Raw genomic sequence first — 13,006 nt, 5'->3', positions numbered from 1 at the left:
AACACTGCTATGAAACAACTTATCGCCGCTTTTTCACTGATGTTTTTAGTCATTAGCGCCACTGTTTTAGCATCACAATTAAACGTTAAGTTTGCGCAATTAGATACCGACTCTGACGGACAAATTTCATTGCTTGAAGCCAAGCAAAACAACACGCTATTAAAGCAGTTTACTGATCTTGATGATAATAACGACGAGCAGTTATCTGAGCAAGAGTTCGCAAAGTTTAAATTTTAAAAGGCTTTAAAGTATTTGCCATAATCCCGGAGGGAATGTGTAAACGGATTTAATGTTGGGATTTAAATTATGGCAAATGCTTTATTCTTTTTGTTGGTAGGATGTAAATAATGAAAAGCATATTAATAATATTAAGTGTGTCGCTAGCCACCAGTTTTAGCGCAATGGCACTGGATGTAAAACAACGTTTTGATCATTTAGATAGCAATAAAGATGGCTATTTAACGCATAATGAGCTTGAACCACAACCACAATTGTTGAGTAACTTTAAACGTTGGGACAAAAACCAAGACAATAAAATTTCCCTATCTGAATTTAAGCGTTTTTTAACTAATAATCTAGATTAACGAGTTTCCCCAATGAAATTTTGTACACAACTGGGACTAAGTTTGTTATTTGTCAGTAGCTGTTGCAGTTTTGCAACAACTGATAATATAGCAGAACAATTCAAAAACTTAGACCGCGATAAAGACGGTCTTATCACGCGTTCAGAGTCAGCAAAAGATCCTGCCCTGTGGTCTCGTTTTAAAAACTATGACAGCGATAAAGATGGTAGATTATCACTGTCTGAATTTACTCTATATGCAAATAAATGAATAGCTAATTCATCAGCATAGTTGAAATGCACAACGATAAATAATTTATTATATTTAATTTGCAGACTCAGTATTCTCTGTTACTGTTTAACTAACAAAAGCAGAAAAAGAATTCTAACAATGAAATGCTTACTCGCCTGTTTAATCACTTTATCTTTACCTGTGCTAGCTGATACCACGGTGATCTACAATGCTAACGGTTACACTCCAACTTACAGTGGCCAATTACAGCAATTTTCTACACTGGTTATTAAAGATGGCAAAGTAGTAAAAGTAGGAGACGATAAACTAAAAGCGAGTTTCCCTAATGCAGCAGTATTTGATGCCGGGCAACAAACCTTATTACCTGGTTTAATTGACGCCCACGGTCATGTGATAGGACTTGGTAATAATTTAGCGCAACTCGATTTACGTGGCAGTATGTCGATTGCAGAAATACAAAAAAAACTTGCTGTATTTGCTAAAAATAACCAGGGCTGGATTATTGGCCGCGGTTGGAATCAAGAACTGTGGCCTAATAAGCAATTTCCTACTGCTGCTGACTTAGATAAAGTTGTCAAAGATGTTCCGGTGGTGCTTTCTCGTGTCGATAGCCACGCGATTTGGGTTAATAGCAAAGCGATGGAGTTAGCCAAATTAACACCCACAGTACAGTCACCAGCAGGTGGTGAAATTATTCGCAACCAAGCAGGTCAGCCTAGCGGTATTTTTGTCGATAAAGCCGAAAGTTTAATTACTGCACATATTCCAACGCCATCTGATCAAAACGTAAATAATGCCTTAAATCAAGCTGGCCAACATCTGCTCAGCTTAGGTATAACCTCAACCCACGATGCTGGGATTGATAAACAAACATGGCAAGTTTACAAGCAAAGAGCTGAACAAGGCACCTTACCGCTGCGCATAGTTGCAATGCTAAGTGCAACAGATCCGTCCCTTGAAGATATGCTCAGAGCCGGTCGCTATAAAGATCTTAACGATTTCATGTCTATTCGTAGTGTAAAAATATATGCTGATGGTGCGCTAGGTAGCCGTGGCGCCGCACTACAGGCCGATTACGCAGATAGAAAGAATCACCAAGGTTTAATGCTCGAAACTCAACAAAAACTAGAGCAGCTGTACACATTGAGCTTTAACCATGGTTTTAGCGCCAATACCCATGCCATCGGTGATAAAGCAAATCATATTGTGTTAGATGCCTATCAAAATGTATTTAAAAAAACCGGCGGGATTTTACTACGTAACCGTATAGAGCACGCACAGATAGTTGATCCAGCAGATATTCCTCGCTTCAAAGCACTTAAAATCATTCCATCAATGCAACCGGTGCATGCAACTTCTGATATGCATATGGCAGAGCAGCGCCTTAGCGATACACAATTACAAGGTGCATATGCTTGGCAAACGTTTTTAAAGCAAGGCTCAGTAGTAGCTGCAGGCTCAGATTATCCAGTTGAACTGGCCAACCCCTTTGACGGTTTGTATTCAGCAATTACTCGCCAAGATCACAATCAATTACCCGCTAATGGCTGGCGAGTCACTGAAGCACTGAGCAGAGAAGATACACTCAGAGCATTCACGTTAGGTGCCGCGTATGCCGCACATCAAGAATTTAAATTAGGTAGTTTAGAGCAAGGAAAGTGGGCTGACTTTATTTTAATCGACAAAGACTATTTTAAAGTGCCAGTACAAGAAATTTTTACCATTGTCGTAAATCAAACATGGATTGGCGGTGAATTACGCTACCAAAAAGCGCAAATTGATACACAGAGTAAGGCGCAATAAACCACGCTATTATTGCGGTTTTTGTTGTTGACGTTTGAGCTTAATTAAATGATAAATATTTACGAAGGTTAGCAAACCATTAGTGATAGCCACAGGCCATGCAGCAATCGCAATACCGTAGGCTGTGAAAGCAATACAACCGGCAAGGTTAAACCAACGAAGTTTGCTCACATCACTCATAGTTAAAGAGGCAATAAGTAAAGCTGAGGCAAAATACCCCAAATATTCCCAACTCATTTGTTCTCTCCGGTACTTTAGGTTAGCATTGCAAATGTTGTAGTTTAGGCAAAGTTATTCCACAATATAGCAATAGTATAAAAAGGCTAACTTACTAAAAACCCAAAGCTGCTAAAAGCACACTTTAATAATCATTACACGGGATATCAGGTATTAAGCTTAATTAACCGAGTTAACTAAGCTAGTAAGTTAGCGTAAATTCTTAGAATCTTAATGCTAACGTCATTAAGATGTAATAAATAGGACAATTGTCCGAAGGGCATTGTTGATGTTTCAATATCATTTTTCTAGTTATCTCGTCGACCAGCTACTAACCTTTGCTGGCAGCCGTTATCAACAATCTAAAAAAGAAGTACTGATCCACCAAGATCAACCTCTTACAAAATTAGTGTTAGTCAGAAGCGGCACCGTATCGTTTAGTTATGATGTCGGTAATGGCCGCCGCTTACTGCTGGGCCAACTTGATTGCAACAACACCTTAATTGGTGAAATTGAAGCGCTAAACAATAATCCCTGCATTTATACAGTTACCTGCTTCAGTGACGTTAGCTACAACCTAATAGAGCTAAAGCACTGGCGTGCCCTGTTACTTGAAAAGCCAGAACTGAGTTTATACACAGCACAAACTATTGCCGCTAAGTTTCAAGAAAACCAAAAAATTAATTTAGATAAACTATTGTTGCCATTGGGTTACAATATCGCCAAAGACTGTTTATTACGTGCCGAAAATAATAACCCCACCCTGCTGCGCGCATACCCAACGGTAAATGCTGAAGCTGAGCGTTTTGCCACCACAGAGCGAGCCTATCGCCGCGTAGTATCGGAACTGGTGGAAAGAGGTTTAGTCGCACGCTCAAATGATGGACTCAAAGCGGTTGATTTAGATAAACTTAGCGATTACGTGGATAGTTTTTCGCAGCTATGAAGTTGACTCACATTAAAATTCAGCCGAAAAAAACAACGTTTAACTGCCTAAAATGCAACTATTTACATTTACAACCGCAGCCTACTACTTTAGCATAGTAAGCTAATAACGAAGCTGCGCTAAATCCGTAAAAATTAAATAAGAGATTTATTACATAACAGGGTAACAATTTTCTTATTTAATTAATAAAAGTATATATAATGTTCACTTGACGTATATATAATGTGCGCTTATCCTTGATGAACAAATTATTGTATTATAGGTGCAAGCCTGACCTGGTGCGCGCTTCGGTACATTTATAGAACTGCAATTAAGTCTGTTTACTTTAAAGAGAAAGGAAAGAAAGGTAACGATTATGGGAAATAATAAATTCAAGCTCACCAAGCTAGCTCTTGCACTTGGTCTGACAGCAACTTTAAGTGGCTGTTTTAGCGATAACGACAACAATGATTATGTAAAGCCACCAGTTCCACCTGAACCAACCGTTGATGTTGCTGTACCACCAGTAGCAATTGAAGCTCAAGCAGGTTCAGTTACTGTTAATATCGTAGATGTAAAGGGTGCTGCTTTAGCTGATACGGTTACAGCAACGATTAGCTTTACTTCTTCTGAAGACGGCCTTTTAACAGCTGCAGGCAACGCTTTAGCTGATACCGACAAATCATCAACAGCTAGTTCGTTTGCATACACAGTAGACTCTATCCCAGCTAATGGTGTTAGCTATGACTATGTTATTTCTGCTGCTGGATATTTAAACAACTCTGGTACTTTAACGTTATCACCAACTGATAACGTTGTAGCACAAGAAGTTCGTTTAACACCACGTACACTTGCAGATTCTGATGTAGCGATTGTTGCTGACACCAAAGAATTAACTGCATTAGTACCTGAAGGTGAAAATACCACTGTGTCGTATGACCCAGCTTCAGGGTTATCAATTTCTGGCGATAAAACAGAGATTACATTACCACAAGCAATTAACAAAGCAGGTGTTGCTGTTGGCGGTTCAACCGTTAAAATCAAAAGCGGCACGCAATTTTTAGATAAAGATAATCAACCGTTAACGACAGTTCCAAAAATGACTGTTGCCTACTTTGCGAATGAAGCAACACGTAATGATGAAGAAGCCGAAACTGCAGCTGCAACCTCGTCGTCATTAGATGCGTTCCCTGGAGGTTTAGCTCTATCTGTAGCTTCTGATCCTAACAGTACTGATCAAGTGCAAGGTTCATTTACTTCAGGTGGCTTTGTTGCTATCGAGCTAGTTGATGATGCTGGTAATAAAGTGAAATCTTTTGGTGCAGGCAATTCAATCACTGTTGCAATGCAGGTCGACAAAAAGACTTCAAACCCTTGTCCTGTAACTTTACCTGCCGGTACTACTGATATCAAAGCATACGCCGAAGCAAATGGCTTCAAAAATGGTGTATGTACTGTTGCAGCTCCTGTAGCTCGTAAAATTGCGGTTGGTGATATCTTCCCAGTTTGGAGTTACGATGAAGAAGCTGGTAAATGGGGATTCGAAAGCTACGGTGAAGTAACTGATAGCGGTAATGCATCAACATTTGATGTATCAGTAGATGTAAATCACCTATCTTACTGGAACCTTGATTACTTCAACAACAATAAATGTTCAAGTGTAAAATTTGATATTTTAGATAGAAATGGTGACGCTAATATAGCTGAAACAACTATTTTACTTGAAATTAATGGCTATAGAAGATCTTTCACTAGCCGTAACGGTAATTATGGATCAGCAACGTTTAACAACCCTCCAGGTTTCCCGGTTAAAGTTAAAGTATTGCGCAATGGTGTTAACGTTTTAGATGGCTTGTCAACTGACACTGATAGCACTGCATCGGCATTATCTGTAAGCAATATCTGTGACTTAAATGATAAAGATCTAACACTTACAATTGCTCCGCCAACAATTGTAACTAAAAAAATAACAACACAGCTAGTGTGTAGCAATACCGGAGATTTTGAAATAGGTACTCCACCGGTTGCAACACCTGCGCTAGTCAGATTGTTTAAAGATGGCAACTTCAAGCAAACTATTTACTCGAAAGGTACTTTCAACCTGAACTTAGAGCAAGGTGGCACTTACTCTGCTAGTTACCTTAACTACAACACTAATGTGTGGACATCTACTCCAGTAGCGGCAAACACAACTGCAGCTACATTTGATATCCCAGTAGTGTGTGAAGTTGATACTGTACCAGTATCTGGTTCTGGTTCTGGTTCTGGTTCTTAATCTGAGGTAGAACTGTACTTCCTAAAGCCGCGCATTTGCGCGGCTTTTGTTTATCTCGTTATTAAGTTATTTTTGGTTTATAGTATTTATAGCTAAAATAATTATCGGGTTTTAAAAGTTTAAAACCTAACTCTAATCTAAATTGGTTAATCACGTGACTTATAATAAAACAACCCTCGCGACACTTTGCGCACTCAGTGCCAGTACCTCCGTTTTTGCTGATCAAAACATTAATCATGGTATTGCATATAATGGATTTACCGGTATTTTCAACACTCCTACCGCTGTTGTAATCGACAAAGGTAATATTGATATAGGTTACAGTAACCAGCTAGAAGCTAGAGGAAAGTACACCGACGGTCATAACTTTACATTTTCAGCTGGACTTTTTGAAGGTTTAGAAGTCAGTGGTAGGATTACCTCATCGTCGATGCACGACATAACATTTAGCTATGAAAATAAAGGCCAAATCCGCGACTTATCATTTAATGCCAAATACCAAATTCCATTCATTCCAAAAGACTGGTTTAGTGTCGCTGTTGGCGCTAAAGATTTCGGTGGCGCAGCCAATCAGTATGAAGCGTTTTATGCTGTTGCTTCTAAACAGTGGTGGGATTTTCGCTTTAGTGCCGGTATTGGCGCATCTGACACGCTTACAGGGCAACTAGACGGCGCGTTTGCTGGTATTGAATATCAACCTTACACTTGGCTTTCAGTACTCGCTGAGCATGATGCAGAAGCATTTAATTTAGGCGCCCGTATTACGGTGCCAAAAGAGTGGCTTTATGATATTGCCACGGTTTCATTTAATAGCCGCTTTTACTCAAATACAGAACTTGCTAGTGATGATACTTATTGGGGTGTCAATATTAGCATGCCGCTCAGTGATGAAGCACAAGATAACTACCACAATCTAAAACCAGCACCTCAACCAGTTGCAGCGGCAAAGTTATCTAAGAGTTCAAATCAGCGTACGAGAGCAACTCTTGCTACATCCCCAAATCAAACGGAAGAGTCTGTTAGTCGAGTAGTATCTGCGGAACCAGTAAAAGTATTAACAGCGACCAAACAAAATCAACAAGTTTCCACTGCACAAAATAACAATCAACAAATTCACAGCTTAAAAAGCAGCTTAGTTAACGATGGTTTTGAAAATATCCGTGTTGGTATTAGCGAGAGCAAACAAATCATTGTTGAATTTGAAAACTCAGTATTTAATCGTAATGAAATTGATGCGTTGGGGCTTGTTTTAGGCCGCATAACTGAAAGCTTTGCTACTGGCAATAATGAATTTATTGTTCGCTTGGCAAAACAAGATATCCCACTGTTACAAGTCAATGGGTATTTAGATAATTACCGTCGCTTTATTGATGAAAATATCACTCCTGATTTAATGGTCAGCACTCAATTTAGTGATAAAGATGCTGTGGGTGTAAAATGGGCCGGAAATACCCAAAGCACGAGCCCTTATTTTGTACCTAGAGTTTCATTTTCACCATCGTTATCATCACGATATGCAACTGAATTAGGTGTTTATGATTACTCGTTAGCTCTACAAGCCGATTTACATGTACCATTATGGCAAGGTGCAGGTGTAAATATTACTGGGCAAGTTAATGTAGCTAATACAGATCACTTTGAAAAAGGTAGTGTATTTAGTAATTCACGCCAAGAAACGGGGATTAAACGTGCCGTTGTATATCAAACATTCGCTTTACCGTTTAACATATATAACCAGACTCAAGTCGGTTTATTCCAAGATTACTTTGATTATACAGGTATTACCAACGAAACTGCATGGCAAAGCCCCGCAGGCCGCCACAAGATACAAGCAAAGTTAGGCTACTTTGAGTATAAAGATTATGACACTGATAAACGCGACTACTCGGTTTATTCATACCGTTATTTATGGGCTGAAAAGGATGTCTCTTTCCATATCTCTGGTGGACAATTCTGGAATGAAGATACCGGCTATAAACTTGAAACTAAGTTCTGGTTTGGTGATGCAAATATAACCGTAATGTATAGTGACACTGACGTAGAGAAAGTGGGGATTGGTTTTAGTATTCCATTATCACCACGCAAAGATATGGATGCAGGTAATTGGCAAGTTACAGGGACTAAAAGCTGGACACATAGCGTAAATACTATAATTAATCAAAAAGTAAATTTGATAAACACCAGTAGTGCGACAATACTCAAATCGTCAATCGACCTCGATAATACTTTCTTAAACCAAGATCGTATGTCAAGCAGTTACGTATATGCTCATTTAGCACGATTAAAAGAAGCGTTTGAAATCTATAAATAATATTAGTTTAGACAGCTAATTGATAAATAAAAAAAGGCCTAGTTAAGGCCTTTTTTATTTTTACTCGATAGATTTATTTTGCTAATAAAATATCGTGTATTTTTACTAAATCTGTCTTACCAGCGATGATCTCATCAGGTGTTAAACCCGATAATTCATGCGGGAATACTAACCACTCTTCTGATTCATGAATGTAGTAGTCAGGCTTCATATCTACTTTAGAATTTTTTGGTTTGTAATACGGGCATGCAATGCGGATATCTTTAGGTAAGTTTAAACGCATCAATTCCGAAAGCTTTTCTTTCAGTGCAAAAATACTACGCCCTGAATCAAATACATCATCAACAATCAATAACGAGTCACCTGCGTTAGCATTTTCAATAATGTAGTGTAAGCCATGTACTTTAATTTCTTTCGACTGCTTATTAATACCGTAATATGATGAAGTTCGCACCGCGATATGATCTGTCTCTATGCCCTTATAATCATAATACTCTTGCACTGCAATCCCAATTGGGGCACCACCACGCCAAATACCAATAATAAAATCAGGACGAAAACCATCTTGGTATACTTGCGCCGCAACGCGAAATGAATCTTCAAGCAATTGTTGCGCTGTGATGTAGCACTTATCTGACATAATTAGAATTCCCAGTGTGAGTTGATCATTCAAGTATAGTTTATGAATAAGACTTAAATAAAAGCAGCGCTTTTAATGTAAGAAATATAACTTCAAACCTTAATCACTTGAAATGCAAAAGTGGGGCGAGATTTTAGCGCAAATAAACTAAAAAAGCTTGTTTCTGTTTGTAATTACATTTTTATAGCCAACAAAAAAGCGCCTAAAACGGCGCTTTTTTAAACATATTCAAGATTACGCTTTTTCTAGTAAAGTACGTGCAACTGTGCGCATCCCGACTGTTGTCGCACCGGCAGCCCATTGACTCGTGCTACCCATATTAAACGCTGCCGCTAAATCCATATGCACCCAGCCTTTGCCGTCGTTTGGTACAAAGCGTGACAAGAAACCAGCAGCATTTGATGCGCCACCATAACCACCGCCTTTTTGGGCACGGCTGTTAGCTGTATCAGCGTATGGTGAAGGACAGTTTTGTTGATGCCACTTTTCAAGTGGTAGTGGCCACGCGCCTTCCATTTCTTGTCCAGCAAAGCCTTCAACTTCACGTACAAACTCTTTATCAAGTCCAAATAAGGCATTGTACTCTTGACCAACAGCAACTAGCGCAGCGCCTGTTAGTGTCGCCGCATCAATAATTAAAGGAGCACCTGTTTCAGCTGCAGCCATTAAGCCATCAGCAAGTACTAAGCGTCCTTCAGCGTCAGTGTTAACAATCTCAACTGTCGTGCCGTTTTTATAGGTAAGGATATCACCCAGCTTATATGCATGGCCTGAAATAAGGTTCTCAGCACAGCATAAAAACAGTTTAATACGTTTATTAATACCGCGACTAATAGCCAATGCCAAACCTGCGGTAACCGTTGCAGCACCGCCCATGTCGCACTTCATACCTAACATACCTTCGCTGGCTTTAATTGAATAACCGCCAGAGTCAAAAGTAATCCCCTTACCAACAAGCGCTGCATCCACAGGCGCATTTTCATCGCCAGTTGGATTGTAATCAAGTGCAAGTAATACAGGCGGGCGCTCACTACCGCGACCAACAGCATGGATACCAATCCACTGCTGCTCAAGTAGCGCATCACCTTTGATGATTTGATAGCTCACGTGTTCAGGAGCTAGTGATTGAATAAATTCAGCAGCTTTACCAGCTAAACTTTCAGGGAAAATGTCATCCGCCGTGCCATTGATCATTTCACGCGCCCAAGTAGCAGAACGAAGTAATGAAGCAAGCTCTTGGCTATCTGTTTTAGCATTTTCAGCAAATTCAACACCGTGTAATGACTTAGGCGATACAAACCCTTGATAAAAAGCCCACTGTGTTTCTGTACACCAGCAATCACCAGCTAGCACGACATTTTTAACGCCTTGATTGGCAATACTGCGCGCGGCTTTTTGTACATTTACTAATGTTTCTTGTTCAGATAAATGAACCGTTGCACCGTGCTCATTAAAAGATAACGTGGCGGTTTCGCCCCAATGCGATGCAGCACCCTGCTCGCTTAATTGAACAACAAATTTTTCAGACATGTTAGAATACTCTTTGCGCTAAAATTGTGACGATGAGTTTACTATAGCCACAACAACTTCCCAACTGCTTGAGACCAAATAACTAAAATAATGAAATATACAACACCACTCCAACACGCTACTTTGATCAAACGCTACAAACGTTTTTTAGCCGATTTACGCCTTAGCGATGGCTCAGAGTTTACCGCCCATTGTGCCAACACAGGTAAAATGACTGGTTGCGCGGAGCCTGATTTTGCAGCCTTTTATTCCACCAGTAACAATCAAAAAAGAAAATATCCTCATTCATTAGAATTGACGCAAAACCAGTTTGGCCATCTGATCTGTGTCAATACGGCAATCGCGAATAAAATCGTTGCAGAAGCACTGCACGCAGCGCTAATCAGCGAGCTTAGCGGCTACACTAAAATACAGCCAGAGGTTAAATATGGTGATGAAAATAGCCGTATCGATTTTTTACTGACAGCTCCCCAACGCCCAGACTGCTATGTAGAAGTAAAATCTGTCACTTTACTCAGTCAAAATGATCCACAAAGTGGCCAAGGTTACTTCCCTGATGCCGAAACTCTTCGCGGTCAAAAACATATTCGTGAATTAATTGAAATGGTTGCACAAGGCCACCGTGCAGTGCTGCTGTTTGCTGTATTACATCAAGGGATTAAGCAAGTTAGTGCGGCGCGCCACATTGACGAAAAGTACGCCCAACTAGTTGATTTAGCAATAACTAAAGGTGTCGAAGTAGTTGCTTATAAAGCCGATATTTCGAGCGCTGAAATTACACTAACAGAAAAGCTTACTTTTAATTAAAAGCGACTTGTTTTTAAGGTTTTCGCCCATATAACAAGGCAAGTTTTTAAGCACTTATTTAAAAGTAATCGGTGTAAAAACCACTTATCGTACCTTTTTTAATTTTATTGATGCGGTTTAAGTGAGACTAATTAATGAAAAATAAATTTGCCTAGGCCATAGGATTCTGTTATTTATAGCCGCCGGCTCATGCTGGGCATTATATTAAGGATTTAGGAGAAAGTTATGCCAGACCAAAAAAAATTAGGGTTATTGGCTCAGGCCGGATTAGAACCATACCAGGAAAAGCCGGGCGAAGAGTATATGAATGATGCACAACGCACTCATTTCAAAACTATTTTGGAAGCATGGCGCAACGATTTACGCAATGAAGTTGACCGTACTAAATCGCATATGCAAGACGAAGCAGCTAACTTCCCTGATCCAGTTGACCGCGCAGCACAAGAAGAAGAGTTCTCTTTAGAACTTCGTACTCGTGACCGTGAACGTAAACTGATCAAAAAAATTGAAAAAACGATCCAATTAATCAAAGAAGATGATTTTGGTTTTTGTGATTCGTGCGGGATTGAAATTGGTATCCGCCGTTTAGAAGCACGTCCTACAGCTGACTTATGCGTAGACTGTAAAACGCTTGCGGAAATCAAAGAAAAACAATCTGGACGTGGTTAGTTACTAGTAATTAATCAATGTCTACCACAGCCGTTACTGCGCCTATGCGCAACTATCGCGGTCGCTTTGCGCCGTCACCTTCTGGACCACTTCATTTTGGTTCTCTTGTGGCGGCTGTGGGCAGCTACCTTGACGCGAAAAGCAACCAAGGCACTTGGTTAGTCCGTATTGAAGATATCGACACCACACGTGTTGTAGACGGCGCCACTAAGGATATTCTCAATACCTTAGAAGCCTATGGTTTGTACTGGGATGAAGACGTAGTCTATCAAACTCAACGCCATGACTTGTATGCGCATACCATTAATAATCTAAATAACCAGCACCTAATTTATGCTTGCCACTGCTCGCGCAAAGAAATTAAAGCGCTTGGCGGTATTTATCAAGGCCATTGTCGTCATTTAAAGCATAGTCAGAACAGCAGCGCACTACGGTTAATTCAGCAACATGCTACATGCCAATACCATGATCTCATTCAAGGTGAGATAAATGTAGCTCATGATCTCGCCCACGAAGATTACTTAATAAAGCGCAGTGATGGGCTATTTGCTTATCAACTAGTGGTGGTCGCAGACGATATTGCCCAAGGTATCACTCATGTCGTACGCGGCGCAGACTTGCTTGAACCAACCGCACGCCAATTGAGTTTATTTAAACAATTAGCTGCCACGGCCCCCCATTACGCACATTTACCATTAGCAGTCGCTAAACCTGGGTTTAAATTATCAAAACAAAACTATGCCCCAGCTATTAGCAAAAGTAACCCCAAACCGGCTTTGCTGAGTGCATTCGAATTTTTAGGATTGGCGCCCAAAGATGAATTACTTGAACTAAATATCGAGCAAATGCTAGCTTGGGCAGTAGACAATTACAACTTGCAAAACGTCCCTAAAATGACACAAATTCAAATTTCGCAAAACCCGCACAGCCATACAATCGCCTTTACGCATTTAAACAAATAAAAATTCACTAAAAAAGGCTAATTTTAAGGCCTTCAACTTAATTTTTAAGCTGT

13 protein-coding genes are annotated in these 13,006 nt (G+C 39.9%); 10 read left to right on the top strand and 3 right to left on the bottom strand.

Annotation, left to right across the window (positions count from 1 at the left end; genetic code table 11):
- Positions 1-9 precede the first annotated feature (9 nt).
- The 4 genes from H5187_RS04515 to H5187_RS04500 all read left to right on the top strand — a co-directional run bounded on the left by H5187_RS04515 (position 10) and on the right by H5187_RS04500 (position 2,618).
- Positions 10-237, top strand: coding sequence for a hypothetical protein (locus tag H5187_RS04515; RefSeq protein WP_145235404.1), 228 nt, complete (start codon positions 10-12; stop codon positions 235-237).
- 110 nt (positions 238-347) lie between these two features.
- Positions 348-584 (top strand): EF-hand domain-containing protein, encoded by a 237-nt coding sequence (locus H5187_RS04510; RefSeq protein WP_149982106.1) that lies wholly within the window; start codon positions 348-350, stop codon positions 582-584.
- Between the two features lie 12 nt (positions 585-596).
- Positions 597-833, top strand: coding sequence for an EF-hand domain-containing protein (locus H5187_RS04505; RefSeq protein WP_149982107.1), 237 nt, complete (start codon positions 597-599; stop codon positions 831-833).
- Between the two features lie 120 nt (positions 834-953).
- Positions 954-2,618: an amidohydrolase gene (locus tag H5187_RS04500; protein ID WP_182797583.1), complete on the top strand. Its 1,665-nt coding sequence runs from the start codon at positions 954-956 to the stop codon at positions 2,616-2,618.
- A 9-nt stretch (positions 2,619-2,627) separates the two neighbouring features.
- Here H5187_RS04500 and H5187_RS04495 read toward each other — a convergent pair whose 3' ends face one another.
- Complete coding sequence (locus H5187_RS04495) at positions 2,628-2,855, bottom strand: YgjV family protein (RefSeq protein WP_145235395.1); 228 nt, start codon at positions 2,853-2,855, stop codon at positions 2,628-2,630.
- Positions 2,856-3,123: 268 nt separating this feature from the next.
- Between H5187_RS04495 and H5187_RS04490 the strand changes: the two genes are divergently transcribed.
- From H5187_RS04490 to H5187_RS04480, 3 genes are all read left to right on the top strand, one after another.
- A complete protein-coding gene (locus tag H5187_RS04490) occupies positions 3,124-3,780 on the top strand; it encodes a Crp/Fnr family transcriptional regulator (protein WP_145235393.1) in 657 nt (218 codons plus the stop codon).
- A gap of 355 nt (positions 3,781-4,135) precedes the next feature.
- Positions 4,136-6,034: a hypothetical protein gene (locus tag H5187_RS04485; protein WP_182717169.1), complete on the top strand. Its 1,899-nt coding sequence runs from the start codon at positions 4,136-4,138 to the stop codon at positions 6,032-6,034.
- 154 nt (positions 6,035-6,188) lie between these two features.
- Positions 6,189-8,345 (top strand): YjbH domain-containing protein, encoded by a 2,157-nt coding sequence (locus tag H5187_RS04480; protein WP_149982110.1) that lies wholly within the window; start codon positions 6,189-6,191, stop codon positions 8,343-8,345.
- Between the two features lie 73 nt (positions 8,346-8,418).
- Here H5187_RS04480 and H5187_RS04475 read toward each other — a convergent pair whose 3' ends face one another.
- Positions 8,419-8,985, bottom strand: a complete 567-nt coding sequence (locus tag H5187_RS04475) for a phosphoribosyltransferase (protein ID WP_145235390.1) — start codon at positions 8,983-8,985, stop codon at positions 8,419-8,421.
- A 234-nt stretch (positions 8,986-9,219) separates the two neighbouring features.
- A complete protein-coding gene (gene pepB, locus H5187_RS04470; protein WP_145235388.1) occupies positions 9,220-10,515 on the bottom strand; it encodes an aminopeptidase PepB in 1,296 nt (431 codons plus the stop codon).
- A gap of 90 nt (positions 10,516-10,605) precedes the next feature.
- On the opposite strand from pepB, the gene sfsA reads away from it, so the two are divergent.
- The 3 genes from sfsA to gluQRS all read left to right on the top strand — a co-directional run bounded on the left by sfsA (position 10,606) and on the right by gluQRS (position 12,953).
- A complete protein-coding gene (sfsA, locus tag H5187_RS04465) occupies positions 10,606-11,322 on the top strand; it encodes a DNA/RNA nuclease SfsA (protein WP_182794139.1) in 717 nt (238 codons plus the stop codon).
- A 225-nt stretch (positions 11,323-11,547) separates the two neighbouring features.
- The gene (dksA, locus tag H5187_RS04460; RefSeq protein ID WP_145235383.1) at positions 11,548-11,991 is read left to right on the top strand and encodes an RNA polymerase-binding protein DksA; all 444 of its coding nucleotides are present in this window, start codon (positions 11,548-11,550) and stop codon (positions 11,989-11,991) included.
- A 17-nt stretch (positions 11,992-12,008) separates the two neighbouring features.
- Complete coding sequence (gene gluQRS / locus H5187_RS04455) at positions 12,009-12,953, top strand: tRNA glutamyl-Q(34) synthetase GluQRS (RefSeq protein ID WP_182783708.1); 945 nt, start codon at positions 12,009-12,011, stop codon at positions 12,951-12,953.
- Positions 12,954-13,006 lie beyond the last annotated feature (53 nt).

The sequence above is a fragment of the Pseudoalteromonas sp. SG44-1 genome, assembly GCF_014164315.1.
In the GTDB taxonomy this organism is placed as follows: Bacteria; Pseudomonadota; Gammaproteobacteria; order Enterobacterales; family Alteromonadaceae; genus Pseudoalteromonas; species Pseudoalteromonas rhizosphaerae.
Note: the sequence above shows the minus strand (reverse complement) of the source record. Positions and strands in the feature narration are given on the sequence as shown.